This window comes from Xanthomonas populi (assembly GCF_002940065.1).
GTDB classification, from domain to species: domain Bacteria; phylum Pseudomonadota; class Gammaproteobacteria; order Xanthomonadales; family Xanthomonadaceae; genus Xanthomonas; species Xanthomonas populi.
On record NZ_MDEJ01000043.1, the window covers coordinates 1 to 20,678 of the forward strand.

The window sequence follows — 20,678 nt, forward strand, 5'->3', positions numbered from 1 at the left end:
GCGATTACGCACACTGCCCGAACACGTCTACAACCAGATGGTCATGGGCTGAAAAACGTGGGGATACCTCAGGGTCGGGGTGATCTTCTACGTGCTGATGGCCTTGCGCAGTGTGCTGCGCGCGCGCGGCGCCTTTGCCGAACGTGCCGAACCGGATCTGTCGGTGTTGCTGGACCTGGTCGCCGTCGGCACGGTGGCCGATCTGGTGCCGCTGGATACCAACAACCGTGCGCTGGTGTCGGCTGGCTTGCGCCGCCTGCGCGAGGGCCGGGGCTGCATCGGCTTGCGTGCCTTGATCGATGCCAGCGGCCGCGATGTGGCGCGCCTGAGCGCCAGCGACATTGGATTTGCGCTCGCCCCACGCCTCAACGCCGCAGGTCGGCTCGAAGACATGGCCTTGGGCATCGAGCTGTTGCTCAGCGAAGACTGGCGCCGCGCACGCGAGATCGCCGGCACCCTGGAAGAGATCAATGCCGAGCGCCGCGCGGTGCAGCAGTTGATGACCGACGACGCCGAGCAAGCCGTTACCAACGTGGTGTTGGATGCCAATGGTGTGTTGCCGATTGCGGCCTGCCTGTTCGATGCCGAATGGCATCCCGGCGTCATTGGATTGGTCGCTTCCAAACTCAAGGACCGCTTGCATCGTCCGGTGATCGCGCTTGCCCCGGCCGAGCCGGGCAGCAGCCTGTTGCGCGGCTCGGCGCGGTCGATTCCCGGCCTGCATATTCGCGATGTGCTGGCCGCGGTGGATGCGCGTCATCCGGGCCTGATCCACAAGTTCGGTGGGCATGCGATGGCGGCCGGGTTGAGTATGGACCATGCCGCGTTGGTGACGTTCGAACAGGCATTCCAACGCCAGGTGCAGATGATGGTCGACGCCTCGCTGCTGCATGCCGAATTACATAGCGACGGCGAACTGGCCGCGCACGAACTCGATCACCTGCATGCCGAAGCGCTACGCGTGGCCGGGCCATGGGGGCAGGGCTTTCCCGAACCGTTGTTCGATGGTCAGTTCGAAGTATTGCAATGGCGCGTGTTCAAGGAGCGCCACCTCAAGTTGACGCTGCGTTGCGCCGGGCGCGCCGAACCGCTGAATGCAATCCACTTCAACGGCTGGCGCGGCAGCGAGCCGGCTCGCATGGTGCGGTTGGTCTATCGTCTGGTCAGCGACGATTATAGCGGTGGTACTGCGGTGCAATTGATCGTCGAGCACTGCGAGCCGGCAGTGACGACGGCGACGGCCTGATCGCTGCGCTAAGCGCGTTGATCTGGCTGGACCGCCCGACTGCAGCACGAGCGCACATCGTCACTGGCACTGTTCGCGCATCGATCGCCGTTACTTCTTGACCTCGCTCACCAGTGTCGGCAGTTTCCACGCCCCGCCAGCGGCCACTAGCCGGCACAGGCCGGAGGTGGATTTGGAGGTCGGCACGAAGCGACTCCCGTCCCAGGTCCAGCTGGCCTCGCTATAGCAATCGCCCAGACCGCGCCCCTTGTGGGATGCGATGATGGTCGCCCCATCCAGGTCGCTGGCCTGCGTAGTAATCAATATCGGCGCGAACGGCGCGCGTGCACTGATGACCAAATAGCCGGTGCCGACATTGTAGGCGCCCATCCAGCATTGGGTAGAGACCAGTAGCTTGTCGCTGCTGAGCCGGGTGATGGTCAGCGGTTCAGGCGCAGTGCTTGCGTCCAGTCCCTTGCATCCGTCGTTGGCCGGCAAGCTGGCACGCAGCGCTTGATAGAGCGCCGGCAGCTTGCCCAGGCGCACATCTGTCGCTTGCGGTGCTGCGAGTTTGGCTGCGCGCACCTGCGGCACCGGCAAGGCCGGTAGCACTTCGGCCTCGTCGCGATCGCCCTTGCGCACCAGCGCACCACGCGTGCCCAGCCGGCCCTGGAACTCGTCCATCTTCAGCAGCACCGCCGCAGCGCCGCGATCGGATAGCTGCCACCGGCGACTATCATTGCCGACCGCCACAATCTTGCTGCTGCGTGTCAGTGCGGCCAGCAGCGCGGTTACCTGCGCGCTGGTCAGCGGTGCGGTGCCGCTGTCGCGATTGAGTGCCAGTTTCCCGAGGTCGCGCTGGTCGATGCGCAAGGTGAGCGACGCCGGCATCTTGACCTCGTTGTGCTGGCTCAGCATCAACTCGGCCGTCACTGCTTGCCCGGCGCCGGCTTTGCGCGTCAGCAGCACCGACACCGGCGTGCTGTCGCCTTCATCCGGCTGATAGCCGGCAGCGCGGCATGTACGGGTGTTGTCGCAGGCGATGGTCCAGTCCTGGTAATCGAAGGCAATGCCGACCGGCGCATCGGCAAGGGCGAGCACGGGCGTGAGCAACAAGGTGGCGGCAAGCAGGGTAGGGCGCATGGTGTCTTCGAAAGAGCGTGTCCGACGCGTATCTTGCGTTGCTGCCGACGTGCCGTCCAGTGAGTGGCACGCTAAAGCGGGGACACGCCTGCGCAGCATCTTCACCACGCCATTGGCACGCCGTCAGTCTTGCTCGCTACACGCTGCGTGCGCCCACGCAATCCAAGCAAAGTCCGCAACCAGCGTACGCGACGGATCGCAAACTCATGCAACGCCAGGCAGCCGATCACGGTGGCGGCGATCACCAGCGTCGGCGCGAGCCAGGCAGTCAGATGCTCACGCCCTGGCAATAAGCCTGCACCGCGATCACCACGAAACTGCCGAACAGCAACGGCGGCAGCAACCGCCCGCAGCGTTGCAAGGCCAAGCGCCAGGGTGTGGCCTGCGGCCGCGACAGACCGATCGCGATGCCGGAAATCATCAACAGCGACGGCATCCGCCACCGATTGAGCACGATCATGGGCCACTGCAGCCACTGCGCGGGTGCACGCTCTTGAGGTGGAAACCCCGGTCGGCCACGTAGGCCATGCCCACGTGATAGAGGATCAGCAGTGTGAAGGCGAAGACGCGCACGGCGTCGATATCGTGGCGGCGCTCGGTCATGGTCGTGTCGGCTGAAGGCGTGCCCGCATCCTCGCCAACCGTGTGCCTCTCCATGCACGCCAAGGGTGACAACGCAGTCCCCCCGAGTGACCAATCGCTGCGCTGCAGGGACGAACCGGCGATGGCAAGCGGGCGGCTTGCCTAGAATGCGCGGATGCATTCACCTGCCTCCGTGGCCATTGCACACTATACCGGCAGCGACGCCAGCGCGGGCAAGCACTGGGTGGCGTTGATCTGGCTGATGGTTTTCTAGTGCGGTGTGCTGGGCAACACCTTAACCGCATGGCTGGCGGCACGTCGCGATGGTCAGACGTTGGTGCTCTGGCACGCGTTGACCTGGCAGCTGAGCAGCGCGACCGCCTCGTTGCTGCTGTTGCCGATGCTGATCTGGCTATGCCAGCACTGCCAGCGCTGGCCGCTGCATGCCGATGTCTGGCGACGGCCCATTCCGCTCTAGATGGCGGCTGGGCTGGCCTGATGGTTGCTGCACGTCAGTGGCATTGCGCTGCTGCGCAAGCTGGTCTACTTGGCGGTCGTTGCGCATTACGACGTCGGTGGCTGGCGCTTGCAGTGGGTGTACGAAGTCTCCAAGGATCTGTGCAGCTTTGCAGGCGATCGAACCGATGGAATCCGGCGACGCCCGCGTGCACCAGATCGATGCCAGCGTGCTGCCATGCAGCCGCCGTTATATAGCTGGGTTGCGGATGTTGGCTGGGCAGGTTCCAGCAGCACAGCGTCTGGAGGCTGCGCAGGGCTGACCGACTCTCCTTGAATGGAACAGCTCCGATCGCGCGGAGTGCCACTGTTGCCCCGCCTGCGACAGCTTGGGACCAGATGCTAGCGATCTGAGCATCCCGCCTACAGGCCACTGCTTTGGCCGGGCGTTGCCAACGCTCGCTGCGACATGCCGAAGCCAGCACAAAGCTGCGTCACCCATCGCCGCCACCGCGTTCCGCCGCCGCCGCCCGCTTGCTAAAATACCGGGCTTGTTTGCCGGAAGTCCGTCATGATCGAAACCAATCCGATCCGCCAGCGCATCACCGATCTCAACGATCGCGTGCTCTCGCTCAGGGGGTATCTTTGACTACGACGTCAAGAAAGAGCGTTTAGAAGAAGTCACCCGGGAGCTTGAAAACCCAGATGTGTGGAACGATTCCGAGCGCGCGCAGGCCCTGGGGCGCGAGCGTTCGCTGCTGGAAAAGACCGTGATCGGCATCGCCGACGTGCTGGCTGGCCTGGCCGACGCGGCCGACCTGCTGGAACTGGCGGAAAGCGAGCAGGACGAAGACACCGCGTTGGCGGTGCTCGCCGACCTGGACAAGTATCAGGTGCATGTCGAAAAGCTGGAATTCCAGCGCATGTTCTCCGGCCAGATGGACGGCGCCAACGCGTTCGTCGACATCCAGGCGGGCGCCGGTGGCACCGAGGCGCAGGACTGGGCCGAAATTCTGCTGCGCATGTATCTGCGCTGGACCGAGTCGCGCGGCTGGAAGACCGAGCTGATGGAAGTGTCCGGCGGCGAAGTCGCAGGCATCAAATCGGCGACGATCCGGGTCGAAGGCGAGTTCGCCTATGGCTGGTTGAAGACCGAGATCGGCGTGCACCGTCTGGTGCGCAAGTCGCCGTTCGATTCGGATAATCGCCGGCATACCAGTTTCACCTCGGTGTTCGTGTCGCCGGAAGTGGACGACAACATCGAGATCGACATCAATCCGGCCGATCTGCGCACCGACGTATATCGCTCATCCGGCGCCGGTGGTCAGCACGTCAACAAGACCGAGTCGGCGGTGCGTATCACGCATATTCCGACCAACACCGTAGTCGCCTGTCAGACCGGTCGCAGCCAGCACCAGAACCGCGACAACGCGATGAAGATGCTGGCCGCCAAGTTGTACGAGCTGGAAGTGCAGAAGCGCAACGTCGAGCGCGACGCACTGGAAGCCACCAAGTCCGACATCGGCTGGGGCAGCCAGATCCGCAACTACGTGCTCGACCAGAGCCGAATCAAGGATCTGCGCACCGGTATCGAGCGTAGCGATACGCAGAAGGTGCTCGACGGCGATCTGGACGAATTCGTCGCGGCCAGCCTCAAAGCCGGTCTGGCGGCAGGCTCCAAACGCCTGGATGCCTGATCGCTGCGCGACGCCGCCATGCTTCTTGTAGGGTAACGGCGATAAGGGCAGCGCACCATGTGACGCTGCTACACGCGTAGTGGTCGCAGTCCCACCGTAAAACAAAGCAGGCGCTGGCTACGTCGGTTCCTCACTCCCACCGGGCACGCGCCCGACCCACAGCAGATCGATTCCCGTCATGACCGAGCAGACCCCCGCGCCGCAGATCCCCGCCGACGAGAACAGCCTCATCGCCGAGCGTCGCGCGAAACTGGGCGCGTTGCGCAGCCAGGGCATCGCCTATCCCAACGATTTCGTGCGCGAGCAGTTCGCCGGCGATTTGCAGGCCGAATTCGCCGATGCGCAGACCTGGACCCCGGAGGCGCTGGAAGCGAGCGCTCGCACTGTCAAGATGGCCGGCCGCCTGATGGCCAAGCGGGTGATGGGCAAGGCGAGTTTTGCGCAGATCCAGGACGAATCCGGGCGGGTGCAGCTGTTTCTGCAGGGCAATGTGCTCGGCGATGTCTACACCGCGTTCAAGGGCTGGGACGTCGGTGACATCGTGGCGGTGGAGGGCGGGCTGACCCGCACCAAGACCGGCGAACTGTCGGTCAAGGCGAGCGCGCTGCGCCTGCTGACCAAGTCGCTGCGGCCGCTGCCGGACAAGTGGCATGGCTTGTCGGACGTGGAGCAGCGCTACCGCCAGCGCTATGTCGATCTGATCGTGACCCCGGAAGCGCGCGAGGTCTTCATCAAGCGCTCCAAGATCATCCGCGCCATGCGTGCCTGGCTGGACGCGCGCCGCTTCCTTGAAGTGGAAACGCCGATGATGCATTACATCCCCGGTGGCGCCACCGCCAAGCCGTTCACCACCCACCACAACGCACTGGATCTGGAGCTGTATCTGCGCGTGGCGCCGGAGCTGTATCTCAAGCGGCTGGTGGTCGGTGGGCTGGAACGCGTCTACGAAATCAATCGCAACTTCCGCAACGAGGGCGTGTCGACCCGGCACAACCCCGAGTTCACCATGCTCGAACTCTACGAGGCTTACGCCACGTATCACGAGATCATGGATCTGACCGAGCAGGTGATCCGCGACACCGCGCAGTCGGTGCTGGGCACCGCCCAGCTGAACTGGGATGGCGCCGACATCGATCTGGCACCGGCTTTCCGACGCTGGCGCATGGATGAGGCCGTTCGTCACCACAATCCGGAAATCAGCGTGGCCGATTGCACCGATCGCGCTGCGCTGCTGCGCCATTGCGAGCGTCTGAAGATCAAGGTCAAGCCGTCCTATGGCTGGGGCAAGCTGCTGCTGGAACTCTTCGAAGCCACCGTGGAGCACACGCTGGTCCAGCCGACCTTCATCACCGACCATCCGGTCGAAGTGTCGCCGTTGGCGCGGTCCAGCGACACCGAGCCGGGTTACACCGATCGCTTCGAGCTTTTCATCAACGGCAAGGAGCTGGCCAATGGCTTCTCCGAGCTCAATGACCCTGAAGATCAGGCTGCGCGCTTCCAGGCGCAGGTGCAGGCCAAGGACGGTGGCGACGACGAAGCGATGCATTACGACGCCGATTACATCCGCGCGTTGGAGTACGGCATGGCGCCGACCGGCGGTCTTGGCATCGGCATCGATCGCCTGGTGATGCTGTTGACCGGCAGCACCTCGATCCGCGATGTGCTGCTGTTCCCGTACATGCGTCCGGAAGCCTGATTCTCCGTGCTGTCGGCGTGCCGACGGCACAAATAATGCATATGCTTGAGCGGAGCCCAGAATGGCGTATCGTCGGGGGAGTCGGCAGTATTGTCGGCGTTATCGCTTTCCCGTTCTCGAGACAGAGGAGCAACGGCTATGCAGGATGTTTTAGGGAATCCGGTCGGTGCATCGTCGACGGATACATGGGGAAGCTGGTCGGAAAAGGCGGATCTGGGATTGAACATCGTTATTGTCGATGACCAGATGTCTGCGCGGACGATGCTGCGTCACGTAATCGAAGACATCGCGCCCGAATTGAAGGTCTACGACTTCGGAGACCCGCTCGACGCGCTTGCGTGGTGTGAAGCCGGGCGAGTGGATCTGTTGCTGCTCGACTATTGCATGCCCGGCATGGATGGCCTGGAGTTCGCACGCCGGCTGCGGCGACTGCCGAGCCATCGCGATATCCCGATCATTTTGATCACTATCGTTGGCGACGAACCGATCCGTCAGGCCGCATTGGAAGCCGGCGTGATCGACTTCCTGGTCAAACCGATTCGCCCGCGCGAACTGCGCGCGCGCTGCGCCAACTTGCTGCAGCTGCGTCAGCAGAGCGAGAGCGTCAAGCAACGCGCGTTATCGCTGGAGCAGCGCCTGCTGGCCAGCATGAACGAGGTCGAAGAGCGCGAACGCGAGACGCTGTCGCGGCTGGCGCGCGCGATCGAATACCGCGACTCGGGCACAAGCGCGTTCCTGGAGCGCATGTCGCATGTGGCCGGCCTGATCGCCGAGCAACTGGGGTTGTCGGAAGAGGAGGTGCGCATCATCGAGATGGCCGCACCGCTGCACGACATGGGCAAGATCGCCATTCCCGATTCGTTGCTGCTCAAGCCAGGCAAGCTCACCGACGACGAGATGAGCATCATGAAGCGCCATCCGCGTATCGGCTACGAGCTGCTCAGCGGCAGCCAGAACCGCTTCATCCAGGTCGGCGCCCTGATCGCGCTACGCCATCACGAACGCTACGACGGCACGGGCTACCCGGACGGACTGGTGGGCGAGGCGATTCCGCTGGAAGCGCGCATCGTGGCGGTGGCCGACGTGTTCGACGCGCTGCTGTCGCCGCGTCCCTACAAGGAAGCGTGGACCATGGATGCAGCGCTTGCCTACCTGTACGCCCAACGCGGCCGCCTGTTCGACCCGCGCTGCGTGGATGCGCTGCTGCGCGGCCGCGCGCAGCTGGATCAGATCTGCGGGGAGTTTTGGACCGCATCAGCACGACCCGGGGTGTGAAGTGAATGCGGCGCTTGAACAGCTACGTGATCGACTTGCTCGGCGCACCGACAGCGAGCATGTCCAAGCCTTGGTGCGTATCGCGATGGTCCTGTTGATCCTTACCTACGCCCTGGTGTTTGCCGCCCAGTGGCGGGTCTCCGGACACCAGCCGCATCAACTGTTCTGGCTGATCGCCATCGGGCAGGGAATGGCGTTGGTGATCTTTGGGTGGATCGTCGCCATGCCGCAGCCATACATTTGCGGCGCACCCTGGGGATGCTGTCGGACTGCGGCCTGGTTGCGCTGGCGATGACATGGCTGGGGGCGCCAATGGCGTGTTTGTATGTCGTGTTGCTGTGGGTGACGATCGGCAATGGCTTGCGCTTGGGCAGCCACGCCCAGCACACGGCAACGGCCATGGCGGCGCTCAGCTTCGGCATGACCTTTGCCAACAGTGACTATTGGCAACAACGATTCGGGCTGGGGATTGCGTTGGTGAGTGCGCTGATTGTTAACCCTATGTTGCGTCTTCTGCACGAATGTGCCAACGATCTATCGGCGCCCCAGCCTACTAGGGGCGCTGACACTGCATCACAGCACTCTCGGGTTCCAACTCCACCGACGCCACCGCGCGTCTGAGGCGTCTATGAAGGCTCCACTGCCATGGTTGAAGCAACGCCTGTCCGGACGGGCGGATACAGAACACGCGCAAAATCTGGTTCGTATCACCATCACCACGCTGTTCATTTCCTACCTGGGTTGGCGCTACCAGCACGCGCCCGGCGACACGCTGGTCGCTACGTGGTTGATCCTGGTGGTCGAGTTGGTGGTGTCGCTTGGCCTGATGGTTGCGATCCTGGTGCGGCCGCAGGTGTCCCACCCGCGGCGGGTGATCGGCATGCTGCTGGATTACAGCTGTACCGGCGCCATCATGGCGATCCAGGGAGAACCGGCGTCGCCGCTTTACGCAGTCTGCATGTGGGTGACTATCGGCAACGGCTTGCGTTACGGCAGCAATTACCTGCGTGCCGCAACTGCCATGGGTAGCCTGTGTTTTCTCGCCGCCATCCTGATATCACCATATTGGAAGGCCAATCCATATCTCAGCTGGGGCTTGTGGATCGGTCTGATCGCAGTGCCGCTGTATTTCGATTCGTTGCTGCGCGCGATGACGCGTGCGGTGCGTGAGGCGCGGCATGCAAATCAGGCCAAGAGCCGCTTCCTGGCCAATATGAGCCATGAGTTCCGCACTCCGCTCAACGGGCTGTCGGGCATGACCGAAGTGCTGGCGACCACGCGCCTGGACGCAGAACAGAAGGAATGCCTCAATACCATCCAGGCCTCGGCACGCACGTTGCTGTCGCTGGTCGAAGAGGTGCTGGATATCTCGGCGATCGAGGCTGGCAAGATCCGCATCGATCGTCGCGACTTCTCGCTGCGCGACCTGCTTGGCTCGGTCAACATGATTCTGCAGCCGCAGGCCAAGGCGCGTGGGCTGGACTACGGCACCCAGGTTGCCGCCGATGTGCCGGATCTGCTCAAGGGCGACACCGGCCACCTGCGCCAGGTGCTGCTTAATATCCTCGGTAACGCAGTCAAGTTCACAGAACAAGGGCATGTACTGCTACGGATAACGCGTATTTCCGGCAGCGGAGACGATAGCCTGCGACTGCGCTTCGATGTGGAAGACACCGGTATCGGCGTACCGATGGACATGCGTCCGCGACTGTTCAAAGCATTCGAGCAAGCTGATGCTGGGCTATCCCGACGTTACGAAGGCACCGGGCTTGGCACCACGATCGCCAAGGGGCTGGTCGAAGCGATGGGCGGCAACATCGGCTTTAAGGAAAACCAGTCAGGCGGTAGCGTGTTCTGGTTCGAGTTGCCGATGGCGATCGGCGTTCCAGCGAAAGTGCAGCCTGCACGCGTGCCGACTGGCGCGCTGCTGGATACCTCCGATGCGTTGCAAGCCTCAAACGTCATCGCGTTCTCCAACCCGTTCCTGCGTCATCGCGCACGCGTGCGCAGCATGCGCATGCTGGTAGCCGACGACCACGAAGCCAATCGCATGGTGTTGCAGCGGTTGCTCGAGAAGGCAGGGCACAAGGTACTGTGCGTCAACGGCGCCGAGCAGGTACTGGACGCAATGGCAGAAGAAGATTTCGATGGGGTAATCGTGGACTTGCATATGCCGGGCATGAACGGCCTGGACATGCTCAAGCAACTGCGTGTGATGCAGGCCAGCGGCATGCGCTATACCCCGGTAGTGGTGCTTAGCGCCGACGTCACTCCCGAAGCGATCCGTAGTTGCGAGCAGGCAGGGGCGCGTGCGTTTTTAGCCAAGCCGGTGGTGGCCACCAAACTGCTGGATACACTCGCGGATCTGGCTGTCAGTACGCAGGCGTTGGCCGCGCCGGTGACCAGCGTGCAGATTCCGGCAACGTTTGAAGGCGTGCTCGATTCCAGCGTGCTCGATGAACTGGCTTCTCTCGGTATGGGCGATGAATTCGAACGTCAGTTCGTGCGGCAATGTCTGGAAGATGCGCAGAACTGCGTGGATGCGATCGAGCGCGACTGCACGCGCTTGGACTGGGAGCAGTTGCGCGAAAGTGCGCATACGCTGCGTGGCGTCGCCAGCAACCTGGGTCTGGCCCAGGTTGCTTCCAATGGCGGTGAGCTGATGCGTATGGCCGATTGGCAATTGCAGGCAGAGTGGCGGAAACGGCTGTCTGGATTACGCGAGCAATTGAAGGCCGGAAGGGACGCACTCGACGCACGCATGCAGCGTGTCAAGGACGACCAGCGCTCCCCCCGTAGTAGCGAATAAGAGCGGCTAACAAAACTACTACGCAGCCGCCAGGCGGGCGCGGCCGATGCTCGGAATCCTCATGTACCACTCGTACACTCAGGTTCTGAGCACGCCGTCCGCACCCAACTGACGACTGCTCGCTACGTTTTGTTAGCCGCTCTAAGACCCCTGGCGCATCAGCCTGCTTCGAGTCCTGAGCGGTGCGACTGCGCGCGTATCAAGCGGTCCATGGTGCGCAGCGACTTTTCACCGAGCTGCATCGCCGTATCCACCCAAATCTCGGTGATGCGCATCATCTCTGCCAGCGGCACGGCCGTGGTCATTTCGCGCACCTGCTGCATGGCCGCCCACGCATGGGGAGTGCGCTTGCTCTCGCGGATGACCTGTTCCACTGCGGCCACACCTTCGCCACGTGGCACGACGCGATCGATCAGCCCCAGTCCCAGCAGTTCTTCGGCCGAATACAGATTGCCTTCGAGCATGATCTTTTGAGCCAGTTGCGCGCTGACGCGCTGGCACATGAAGGAATAGGCCCCCATACCCGGGAACAGGTCGAACAGCACCTCCGGCAATCCCATCATCACGCCTTCCTCGGCAATGATGGTGTGGCAGCTCAAAGCCGCTTCGAAACCGCCGCCGAGCGCATTGCCCTGGACCAACGCGATGCTGTGCGCACGCGCGCCCAGACCCACATGGAAGGCATGCACGCCACGCACGCAGCGTTGTGCGTAGTCCAGCAGACGTGCGCGGTCACGTACGCGAATCAGCTTACTGAACAATGCCAGGTCGCCGCCGAGGTTGAACACGTCGCTGTCCGATGCCAGCACCACGTGCGGTGACAGTACACCGGCTGTGTTCAGCCGCTCACCGAGGTTGGTCTGGTAGCCGGTGATGTCGTCGACCAGACGGGAGGAAAAGCAGGCGCGCCCCGGGTTAATGGCCAGGTCGGCATGCATGTGGATCCAGTACACGTCTCGCTGTGGTTCTTCAATGATGCGCAGAGTGGAACCGATATTGGTGCGAATGAAAGGTTGAACTGCAGACATGGTGGTTCTCCGTAGTGACCGTCCGGCCGGCCGCCCTTTCGGACGGAGATAGAAGTGCTCAGAGAGCGTGCGCCGACAGCTGATTCTATGCGTGCAAACGCCAACGCCCGCAGGGCCTTGCGGCATTGCGGGCGTTGGATGATGCCTTGATGGGCGTCGATCTGCGGTGGCGCCGGTGGATTACCCCTTGGGCCCATCCCGCAATCCGCGACGCAGGATCTTGCCGACGTTGGTTTTCGGCAGTTCCTTGCGGAATTCGATCACGCGCGGCTGCTTGTAACCGGTCAGGTTGGCGCGGCAATGCGCCTTCACGGCGTCAGCGGTCAGGGCAGGGTCCTTCTTCACGATGACAGCCTTGACGATCTCGCCGGACTTTTCGTCCGGTACGCCCACGGCGGCCACTTCCAGCACGCCGGGCATTTCGGCGATCACGTCCTCAATCTCGTTCGGGTAGACGTTGAAACCGGAGACCAGAATCATGTCCTTCTTGCGATCGACGATATAGACGAAGCCTTGCTCGTCCATCCGCGCAATATCGCCGGTGTGCAGCCAGCCCTCGGCGTCCATCACCTTGGCGGTTTCTTCGGGCTTCTTCCAATAGCCCTTCATCACCTGCGGGCCCTTGATGCACAGCTCGCCGATCTCGCCCTGCGGCAGCGCTGCGCCGGCGTCGTCCTTGATGCAGGCATCGGTGGACGGAATCGGCAGGCCGATCGAGCCGTTGTAGTCCTTCAGATCCATCGGGTTGATGCAGGCAGCCGGCGAAGTCTCGGTCAGGCCGTAGGCCTCGACCAGGGTCAGGCCGGTGACCTTCTTCCAGCGCTCAGCCACCGAGCGTTGCACCGCCATGCCGCCGCCGAGGGTCATCTTGAGCGAAGAGAAATCGACCTGATCGAACCCCGGCGTATTTAGCAAGCAATTGAACAAGGTGTTGACGCCGGTGAAGGCGGTAAAGCGGGTCTTCTTCAATTCCTTGACGAAGCCGGGCATGTCGCGCGGATTGCTGATCAGGTGATTGCAGCCGCCGATCTTCATGAAGACCAGGCCATTCGCGGTCAACGCGAAGATGTGGTAAAGCGGCAGCGCGGTGATCACCACTTCGTTGCCTTCTTCCAGCTTGCCGGTGCCGGCCAGCCACTGGTGGGCCTGCTGCATGTTGGCGACCAGATTGCGGTGGGTGAGCATCGCGCCCTTGGCCACGCCGGTGGTGCCGCCGGTGTATTGCAGGAAGGCGATGTCGTCGGACTCGATCTGCAGCGTCGGTACAGTGTGGTTGCGGCCCAGCGCCAGCGCTTCACCGAAGCGGATTGCGCCCTTGATGCGGTAATCCGGCACCAGCTTCTTGACGTACTTGACCACGAAGTTGACCACGGCCGCCTTCGGGAACCCGAGCATGTCGCCCAGACCGGTGGTGATCACCTGCTTGACCGGCGTGTCGGCGATGACCTGCTGCACGGTGGTGCCGAAGTTGTCGATGACCACCAGCACACTGGCGCCGGAGTCGATCAGCTGATGCTTGAGCTCGCGCGGGGTGTAGAGCGGGTTGACGTTGACCACGGTCAGGCCGGCGCGCAGCACGCCGAATGTCGCGACCGGGTACTGCAGGCAATTGGGCATCATCAAGGCGACGCGATCGCCTTTTTTCAACTGCAATTGGCCAAGCAGATAGGCGGCAAATTGCTCGACCAGCTGATCGGCTTCGCGATAGGTGATGGTCTTGCCGAAGCTGTGGTACGCAGGGCGATCGGCGAAGCGCGCGACCGAGGTGGCGAACACTTGCTCAACGGTGCGGAACTGCTCCAGATCGATCTCGGCGGCGACGCCGCCCGGATAACTGTGTAACCAAGGACGTGCCTGATTCATCTGCCCCTCTCCAGTGTATTCGGTGCGTGACGCGGTGTGTTCCACGGCACTAAAACAGTTGGCAGCATACCGCCATGCATGGAAAAGGCGAAGCGTGATGCAGAGCAGCATTCAAGTGCGGTGGCGTGTCGGGTCGGTCGCACTTTGCGTCGTGGCCTTGAGTGTTTGCACGCGTGCTGCACTGGAACAACGGCTGCGCGCAACGTTGAAGAAGATGCATCAGGCCATCGAAGCGCGCGGGATCGGCGAGGCGATGGCGCTGGTGGCCGAGGATTTTGTCGGCGAACAACGACTTGACGCAGCCGGCCTGCGGCGATTGACGCAGCTGCAGATGATGCAGCTGCAGATGCTGGGCAATCGCAGGATCGGCGTGACCCTGGGCCCGGGGGATGTGCAACTGCGCGATGACACCGCAAGTGTGCGCTTCACCGCTCTGCTGACCGGTGGCAGCGGGCGCTGGCTGCCTGAGCAGGCACAGACCTACCAAGTGACCACCAGCTGGCGATTGCAGGGCGGCGACTGGCGGCTGTATCACGCGCAGTGGGAGCCGACCGGGCGCTGAAAGTGCCCCTAAAACAACACTCCCGCCGAGCGGCGGGAGTGTTGTTACACAAGTAAAACGCCACGCGTCTTGCGATCATGCCGCCTTGGGTACGGCCAACTGGCGCAGCACGTACTGCAGCAAACCACCGTGCTTGAAGTACTCCACTTCCTTTGGCGTCAGTAGCAGCACTTTGACCTGGAACTGCTTGACGCTGCCATCGGATTTTTTCGCATCGATGGTTGCGCGGCGGCTGGCACCGTCCTGCAGGCCGGTAATGTCCAGCACTTCCGAGCCATCCAGGCCCAGCGTGTGCGCGTTTTCGTTTTCAAGGAACTGCAGTGGCAGCACGCCCATGCCGACCAAGTTGGAGCGGTGAATACGCTCGAAGCTTTCTGCGACCACCGCCTTGACGCCGAGCAGGTTGGTGCCCTTGGCGGCCCAGTCGCGCGAAGAGCCGGTGCCGTATTCCTTGCCGGCTAGCACCACCAGCGGCACGCCGTCGGCCTTGTACTTCACTGAGGCATCGTAGATGGCCAGTTTTTCCGGCGCGGCGCCGTCGGTGCCGTAATACAGCGTGTTGCCGCCTTCTTCGCCACCGAACATCAGGTTCTTGATGCGGATGTTGGCGAAGGTGCCGCGCACCATCACGTCGTCGTTGCCGCGACGGCTGCCGTAGCTGTTGAAGTCGGCTGGTTGCACGCCGCGTTCTTGCAGGAAGCGACCCGCCGGCGAATCCTTCTTGATGTTGCCGGCGGGCGAGATGTGGTCGGTGGTGATTGAGTCGCCGAACAGGCCCATGATGCGCGCGCCATGCACGTCCTCGACATGGCCGACCTGCATGGTCATGCCGTCGAAGTAGGGCGGGTTCTTGATGTAGGTCGAGGCCGCATCACACTCGTACAACGCGCCATCCGGCGAGGCGATGGTCGTCCAGCGCGAATCGCCCTTGAACACGTCGGCGTAGTTCTGCTTGAACATCTCCGGGCCGACGTTGGCTGCGATGGTGTCGCCGATTTCCTTGTTGCTGGGCCAGATGTCGCGCAGATAGACCGGTTGCCCGTCGCTGCCGGTGCCCAGTGGTTCGGTGGTCAGGTCGATGTCGGTGGTGCCGGCAATCGCATAGGCCACGACCAACGGCGGCGAAGCGAGGTAATTCATTTTGACTTCGGGATGCACGCGGCCTTCAAAGTTGCGGTTGCCCGACAACACCGAAGCCACCACCAGATCGTCCTTGGCGATCGCGGCCGATACATCATCCGGCAGCGGGCCGGAGTTGCCGATGCAGGTGGTGCAGCCATAGCCGACCACGTAGAAACCCAGCGTTTCCAGATCGGCGAGCACGCCGGCCTTGGTCAGATAATCGGTGACCACGCGCGAGCCCGGCCCGAGCGAGGTCTTCACCCACGGCTGCGCCTTCAGGCCCTTGGCCACCGCATTACGTGCGAGCAGGCCGGCGCCGAGCATCACCGCCGGATTGGAGGTGTTGGTGCAGGAGGTGATCGCGGCGATCACCACCGAACCATCGCGCAGTTGCCAGCCAGCGCCGCTGTCGTTGGCGCTTTCCGCCTGCGAGGCCTGGGCGCCGATTGCGGTGCCGCCGCCGCCTTCGTTCTTCAGGCGATCTTCCTGTTTGAGATCGGTCAGAGGCTTGCTGCGCGCATCGACGAACGGCTTGAGGCTCTCGCGGAAGTTGGACTGCATGTCTTCCAGCAGCACGCGATCCTGCGGGCGCTTGGGGCCGGCCAGCGACGGCTTGACCTGGCCCATGTCCAGCTCCAGCGTGGCGCTGTACTGGGCGGGCGGGGTGTTGGCGTCGTGCCACAGGCCCTGTGCCTTGGCATAGGCCTGGACCAGCGCGATCTGCTCCTCGCTGCGGCCCGACAGGCGCAGATAGGTCAGCGATTCTTCGTCGACCGGGAAGATGCCGCAGGTGGCGCCGTACTCGGGTGCCATGTTGCCGATGGTGGCGCGATCGGCCAGTGGCAGATGCTGCAACCCTTCGCCATAGAACTCGACGAACTTGCCGACCACGCCGGCCTTGCGCAGCATCTGGGTGACGGTGAGCACCAGATCGGTGGCGGTGGCGCCTTCGGGCATCTTGCCGCTCAGCTTGAAGCCGACCACTTGCGGAATCAGCATCGAAGAAGGCTGCCCGAGCATCGCGGCCTCGGCCTCGATCCCGCCCACGCCCCAGCCCAACACGCCGATGCCGTTGATCATGGTGGTGTGGCTGTCGGTGCCGAAGACGGTGTCTGGATATGCGATCTGGGTGCCGTCCTTGTCCGCGCTCATCACTACGCGCGCCAGGTTTTCCAGGTTTACCTGGTGGACGATGCCGGTATTGGGCGGCACCACCTTGAAGTTCTTGAACGCCTTTTGCCCCCAGCGCAGGAAGCCGTAACGCTCTTGATTGCGCTGGAATTCAATCTTGCCGTTGAGGTCGAGCGCATCGGCCGAGCCGAACACATCCACCTGCACCGAGTGGTCGATGACCAGCTCGGAGGGGATCTGCGGGTTGATCTGGTCGGCATTGCCGCCGAGCTTGACCACCGCGTCGCGCATCGCGGCCAGGTCGACCACGCACGGCACGCCGGTGAAGTCCTGCAGTACCACGCGGGCCGGCATGAAGGCGATTTCGATATCGGGCTCGGCGGTGGGGTCCCACGTGGCGACCGCTTCGATATGGTCCTTGCCGACGGTGACACCGCCGTCCTCGTGCCGGAGCAGGTTCTCAAGCAGGATCTTCATCGAATAGGGTAGGTGGCCGATATCGAAGCGCTCGCCCAGCTTTGGGAGGCTGTAGTACGCGTAGCGCTTGCCGTAGACCTCAAGCGAGGTGCGGGTGGAAAAGGAATCACTCATGCATCACTCCTATGGCTGCAGGCTTTAGGTTTATTCTGAACAGTGTGACGAATTCAGCGTGTACGTTTGGTTGCAAGATAGGGTATGTGGTCTTGAGTACGACAAGTCAAGTATGTAGAATTTGCGCATACTTTGTGCCGGAGCCACATTCATGGAAGCCACAGTTGCCGAACGCGGGCAGATCACGCTGCCCAAAGCCGTGCGCGATGCCCTGGGCCTGACCAAGGGCACCACGCTGAAGATCGAGCTCGACGGCGGCCGCATCATCCTGCGCAAGGACGTCAGCGAGGCGCTGCGCAAGGTGCGCGGCAAGTTCAAGCTGGTCGACGGCCTGACCCACACCGACGAAGCCATGCGTGCCATCCGTGGCCGCGCGCCCGGGGATCCGTTCGACCCATGATCGCTCTGGATTCCTCGGTGTTGCTGGACATCCTGATCGGCGACCCGGTCTACGGCGAGGTGTCGGAGATCTGCATCGGCGACGCGCTGGCGCGCGACGAGGTAGTGGTCTGCGATGCGGTGGTGGCCGAAGTGCTGGCCATGCTCGATACCCAGGTCGATCTGATGGAAACGCTGGCCTCGATCGGCGTGCGTTACGAAGCCACCCAGGAAGCGGCGGCGGTACGCGCCGGCCATATGAACAAGCGCTTCCGCGCGCGTGGCGGCAAGCGCGAGCGGGTGGTTGCCGATTTTCTGATCGGCGCCCACGCGATGCTCCAGTGCGACGGGCTGATCACCCGCGACGAGGGCTTTTTCCGCGACTACTTCAAGGGTTTGAAGATCGTTGTTCCCAAACCCGCAAGTTGATCCGCACGCATTCACGTTTCGCGTTTACACATTGACGTTTACCCATTCACTCGTTGTCTTTTCGGAGAATCCGCATGTTGGAAGCCTATCGCCACCACGTTGCAGAGCGCGCCGCGCTCGGTATCCCGCCGCTGCCGCTGACCGCGCAGCAGACCGCTGAGGTCATCGAGCTGCTGAAGGCTCCGCCGGCGGGCGAAGAAGCCTTCCTGGTCGAGCTGCTCAGCCAGCGCGTGCCGGCCGGCGTCGATGACGCTGCCAAGGTCAAGGCCTCTTACCTGGCCGCAGTCGCATTCGGCACTGAAAAAACCGCGCTGATCAGCCCCACGCGTGCCACCGAGCTGCTTGGCACCATGCTGGGTGGCTATAACATCCAGCCGCTGATCGCCCTGCTCGACAACGCCGCGCTGGGCGCCACCGCCGCCGAAGCGCTCAAGCACACCTTGCTGGTGTTCGATGCCTTCCACGACGTGCAGGAAAAGGCGCAAGCCGGTAATGCGCACGCCAAGTCTGTGCTGCAAAGTTGGGCAGATGGCGAGTGGTTTACCAGCAAGCCGGAAGTGCCACAGAGCATGACCGTCACCGTGTTCAAGGTGCCGGGCGAAACCAACACCGACGACCTGTCGCCGGCACCGGATGCGACCACGCGCCCGGACATCCCGCTGCACGCGCTGGCAATGCTCAAGAACGCCCGTGACGGCGCTGCCTTCGTTCCGGAAGACGACGGCAAGCGCGGCCCGATCCAGGCCATTGCCGATCTCAAGGACAAGGGCCATCTGGTCGCCTATGTGGGCGATGTGGTCGGTACCGGTTCTTCGCGCAAGTCGGCGACCAACTCGGTGCTGTGGTGGACCGGCGAAGACATTCCGTACATCCCCAACAAGCGCTTCGGCGGCGTGTGCCTGGGCGCGAAGATCGCGCCGATTTTCTACAACACCATGGAAGACGCCGGTGCGTTGCCGATCGAACTGGACGTGTCGCAGATGGAGCACGGCGATGTGGTCGAGCTGCGTCCGTACGATGGCAAGGCGCTGAAGAACGGGCAGGCGATCGCCGCGTTCGCGATGAAGTCGGACGTGCTGTTCGACGAAGTGCGCGCCGGTGGCCGCATTCCGCTGATCGTCGGCCGTGGTCTGACCGCCAAAGCGCGCGAATTCCTGGGCCTGCCGGCCTCGGATCTGTTCCGTCTGCCGATGGTGCCGCCGGATACCGGCAAGGGCTTCTCGCTGGCGCAGAAGATGGTTGGCCGCGCCTGCGGTTTGCCCGAAGGCGAGGGCATGCGCCCGGGCACCTATTGCGAACCGAAGATGACCTCGGTGGGTTCGCAGGACACCACCGGCCCGATGACCCGCGACGAGCTGAAGGATCTGGCCTGCCTGGGCTTCTCGGCCGACCTGGTGATGCAGTCGTTCTGCCACACCGCGGCCTATCCGAAGCCGGTCGACGTCAAGACCCATCACACCTTGCCGGAGTTCATCTCCACCCGTGGCGGCGTGTCGCTGCGTCCGGGCGATGGCGTGATCCACAGCTGGCTCAATCGCATGCTGCTGCCCGACACCGTGGGCACCGGCGGCGACTCGCACACCCGTTCCCCGATCGGTATTTCGTTCCCGGCCGGCTCCGGTCTGGTGGCGTTCGCTGCGGCCACCGGCGTAATGCCGCTGGACATGCCCGAGAGCGTGCTGGTGCGCTTCAAGGGGGAGATGCAGCCGGGCGTGACCTTGCGCGACCTGGTCAACGCGATCCCGCTGTATGCGATCAAGGACGGCCTGCTGACCGTGGCCAAGCAAGGCAAGAAGAACATCTTCTCCGGCCGCATCCTGGAGATCGAAGGCTTGCCGAATCTGAAGGTGGAGCAGGCGTTCGAGCTGTCCGACGCCTCGGCCGAGCGCTCTGCGGCCGGTTGCACGGTGCATCTGGACAAGGCGCCGATCATCGAATACCTGACCAGCAACATCACCCTGCTGCGCTGGATGATTGCCGAAGGGTATGCCGATGCGCGCACGCTGGGCCGCCGCATCAAGAAGATGGAAGAGTGGCTGGCCGATCCGCAGCTGCTGCAGCCCGATGCCGACGCCGAATACGCCGCCGTGATCGAGATCGATCTGGCCGACATCCACGAGCCGATCGTGGCGTGCCCGAACGACCCGGACGACGTCAAGACGCTGTCTGAAGTGGCCGGCGCCAAGATCGACGAGGTGTTCATCGGCTCGTGCATGACCAACATCGGTCACTTCCGTGCCGCCGCCAAGTTGCTGGAAGGCAAGCGCGATATTCCGACCCGCTTGTGGGTTGCGCCACCGACCAAAATGGACGCTTCCGAACTGACCAAGGAAGGCCATTACGGCACCTTTGGCGCGGCTGGGGCGCGCATGGAAATGCCCGGCTGCTCGCTGTGCATGGGCAACCAGGCGCAGGCACGCGAGGGCGCCACGGTGTTCTCCACCTCCACGCGTAACTTTCCCAACCGTCTCGGTCGCAACACCAATGTGTACCTGGGTTCGGCGGAACTGGCGGCGATCTGTTCGCGTCTGGGTCGCATCCCGACCAAGGACGAGTACATGACCGATGTGGGCGTGATCAAGACCAGTGGCGATCAGATCTACCGTTACATGAACTTCGATCAGATCCAGGAATATCAGGATGTCGCGGAGACCGTCGCGGCCTGATCTAGCGGGTGTTTGAATGTGTTTC

The 20,678-nt window shown here is 63.0% G+C and carries 12 protein-coding genes, 1 other RNA gene and 4 pseudogenes; 12 read left to right on the top strand and 5 right to left on the bottom strand.

The window, feature by feature from the left end; all coding sequences use genetic code 11:
- Nucleotides 1-73: 73 nt before the first annotated feature.
- Nucleotides 74-1,246, top strand: a pseudogene (locus XpopCFBP1817_RS08970) (single-stranded-DNA-specific exonuclease RecJ); the annotation flags it as partial.
- A 90-nt stretch (nt 1,247-1,336) separates the two neighbouring features.
- Here XpopCFBP1817_RS08970 and XpopCFBP1817_RS08975 read toward each other — a convergent pair.
- Nucleotides 1,337-2,368 carry a DUF1176 domain-containing protein gene (locus XpopCFBP1817_RS08975; protein ID WP_128416865.1) on the bottom strand — a complete coding sequence of 344 codons (1,032 nt, stop codon included), beginning with the start codon at nt 2,366-2,368 and terminating at the stop codon, nt 1,337-1,339.
- Between the two features lie 274 nt (nt 2,369-2,642).
- A pseudogene (locus XpopCFBP1817_RS08980) lies at nt 2,643-2,971 on the bottom strand (acyltransferase family protein); the annotation flags it as partial.
- A gap of 154 nt (nt 2,972-3,125) precedes the next feature.
- Between XpopCFBP1817_RS08980 and XpopCFBP1817_RS08985 the strand changes: the two are divergent.
- From XpopCFBP1817_RS08985 to XpopCFBP1817_RS09015, 7 genes and pseudogenes are all read left to right on the top strand, one after another.
- Nucleotides 3,126-3,729 (top strand): annotated as a pseudogene (locus XpopCFBP1817_RS08985) (hypothetical protein).
- 248 nt (nt 3,730-3,977) lie between these two features.
- Nucleotides 3,978-5,103, top strand: a protein-coding gene (prfB, locus tag XpopCFBP1817_RS08990; protein ID WP_128416866.1) for a peptide chain release factor 2 whose coding sequence is annotated in 2 segments (ribosomal slippage) — nt 3,978-4,052 and nt 4,054-5,103 — 1,125 coding nt in all. Because the reading frame shifts where the segments join, the coding sequence is not laid out codon by codon here.
- 178 nt (nt 5,104-5,281) lie between these two features.
- Nucleotides 5,282-6,799 (top strand): lysine--tRNA ligase, encoded by a 1,518-nt coding sequence (lysS, locus tag XpopCFBP1817_RS08995; protein WP_128416867.1) that lies wholly within the window; start codon nt 5,282-5,284, stop codon nt 6,797-6,799.
- Between the two features lie 138 nt (nt 6,800-6,937).
- Nucleotides 6,938-8,074 carry a cyclic di-GMP phosphodiesterase response regulator RpfG gene (rpfG, locus tag XpopCFBP1817_RS09000; protein ID WP_128416868.1) on the top strand — a complete coding sequence of 379 codons (1,137 nt, stop codon included), beginning with the start codon at nt 6,938-6,940 and terminating at the stop codon, nt 8,072-8,074.
- 1 nt (nt 8,075) lies between these two features.
- A pseudogene (locus XpopCFBP1817_RS09005) lies at nt 8,076-8,695 on the top strand (RpfH protein).
- 7 nt (nt 8,696-8,702) lie between these two features.
- Entirely contained in the window at nt 8,703-10,883 is a 2,181-nt protein-coding gene (rpfC, locus tag XpopCFBP1817_RS09010) for a sensor histidine kinase RpfC (protein WP_128416869.1), read from the top strand.
- A gap of 61 nt (nt 10,884-10,944) precedes the next feature.
- Nucleotides 10,945-11,021, top strand: a non-coding RNA gene (locus tag XpopCFBP1817_RS09015) — sX9 sRNA.
- Nucleotides 11,022-11,041: 20 nt separating this feature from the next.
- Here the strand turns inward: XpopCFBP1817_RS09015 and rpfF are convergent.
- Both rpfF and rpfB read right to left on the bottom strand, forming a co-directional pair.
- Nucleotides 11,042-11,911 carry a diffusible signal factor synthase RpfF gene (gene rpfF / locus XpopCFBP1817_RS09020; protein WP_128416880.1) on the bottom strand — a complete coding sequence of 290 codons (870 nt, stop codon included), beginning with the start codon at nt 11,909-11,911 and terminating at the stop codon, nt 11,042-11,044.
- 180 nt (nt 11,912-12,091) lie between these two features.
- The gene (rpfB, locus tag XpopCFBP1817_RS09025; protein ID WP_128416870.1) at nt 12,092-13,774 is read right to left on the bottom strand and encodes a fatty acyl-CoA ligase RpfB; all 1,683 of its coding nucleotides are present in this window, start codon (nt 13,772-13,774) and stop codon (nt 12,092-12,094) included.
- A gap of 97 nt (nt 13,775-13,871) precedes the next feature.
- On the opposite strand from rpfB, the gene XpopCFBP1817_RS09030 reads away from it, so the two are divergent.
- Nucleotides 13,872-14,336, top strand: coding sequence for a nuclear transport factor 2 family protein (locus tag XpopCFBP1817_RS09030; protein ID WP_128416871.1), 465 nt, complete (start codon nt 13,872-13,874; stop codon nt 14,334-14,336).
- A 75-nt stretch (nt 14,337-14,411) separates the two neighbouring features.
- On the opposite strand, the gene acnA is transcribed toward XpopCFBP1817_RS09030, so the two are convergent.
- Nucleotides 14,412-17,180: an aconitate hydratase AcnA gene (gene acnA / locus XpopCFBP1817_RS09035; RefSeq protein ID WP_128416872.1), complete on the bottom strand. Its 2,769-nt coding sequence runs from the start codon at nt 17,178-17,180 to the stop codon at nt 14,412-14,414.
- Between the two features lie 151 nt (nt 17,181-17,331).
- On the opposite strand from acnA, the gene XpopCFBP1817_RS09040 reads away from it, so the two are divergent.
- From XpopCFBP1817_RS09040 to acnB, 3 genes are all read left to right on the top strand, one after another.
- On the top strand, nt 17,332-17,580 hold the full coding sequence (locus XpopCFBP1817_RS09040; protein WP_128416873.1) for an AbrB/MazE/SpoVT family DNA-binding domain-containing protein: 249 nt from the start codon (nt 17,332-17,334) through the stop codon (nt 17,578-17,580).
- Nucleotides 17,577-17,987, top strand: coding sequence for a type II toxin-antitoxin system VapC family toxin (locus tag XpopCFBP1817_RS09045; protein ID WP_128416874.1), 411 nt, complete (start codon nt 17,577-17,579; stop codon nt 17,985-17,987). Before XpopCFBP1817_RS09040 ends, XpopCFBP1817_RS09045 begins: the two co-directional genes overlap by 4 nt.
- Nucleotides 17,988-18,061: 74 nt before the next feature.
- Nucleotides 18,062-20,653, top strand: a complete 2,592-nt coding sequence (gene acnB / locus XpopCFBP1817_RS09050; protein ID WP_128416875.1) for a bifunctional aconitate hydratase 2/2-methylisocitrate dehydratase — start codon at nt 18,062-18,064, stop codon at nt 20,651-20,653.
- Nucleotides 20,654-20,678: the final 25 nt, after the last annotated feature.

Bases quoted from the DNA above. Each gene is read 5' to 3' on its own strand.
- rpfG (WP_128416868.1), top strand. From the start codon at position 6,938: ATGCAGGATGTTTTAGGGAATCCGGTCGGTGCATCGTCGACGGATACA.
- XpopCFBP1817_RS09030 (WP_128416871.1), top strand. From the start codon at position 13,872: ATGCAGAGCAGCATTCAAGTGCGGTGGCGTGTCGGGTCGGTCGCACTT.
- rpfC (WP_128416869.1), top strand. From the start codon at position 8,703: ATGAAGGCTCCACTGCCATGGTTGAAGCAACGCCTGTCCGGACGGGCG.
- XpopCFBP1817_RS09040 (WP_128416873.1), top strand. From the start codon at position 17,332: ATGGAAGCCACAGTTGCCGAACGCGGGCAGATCACGCTGCCCAAAGCC.
- acnB (WP_128416875.1), top strand. From the start codon at position 18,062: ATGTTGGAAGCCTATCGCCACCACGTTGCAGAGCGCGCCGCGCTCGGT.
- rpfB (WP_128416870.1), bottom strand. From the start codon at position 13,774: ATGAATCAGGCACGTCCTTGGTTACACAGTTATCCGGGCGGCGTCGCC.
- rpfF (WP_128416880.1), bottom strand. From the start codon at position 11,911: ATGTCTGCAGTTCAACCTTTCATTCGCACCAATATCGGTTCCACTCTG.
- XpopCFBP1817_RS08975 (WP_128416865.1), bottom strand. From the start codon at position 2,368: ATGCGCCCTACCCTGCTTGCCGCCACCTTGTTGCTCACGCCCGTGCTC.
- XpopCFBP1817_RS09045 (WP_128416874.1), top strand. From the start codon at position 17,577: ATGATCGCTCTGGATTCCTCGGTGTTGCTGGACATCCTGATCGGCGAC.
- acnA (WP_128416872.1), bottom strand. From the start codon at position 17,180: ATGAGTGATTCCTTTTCCACCCGCACCTCGCTTGAGGTCTACGGCAAG.
- lysS (WP_128416867.1), top strand. From the start codon at position 5,282: ATGACCGAGCAGACCCCCGCGCCGCAGATCCCCGCCGACGAGAACAGC.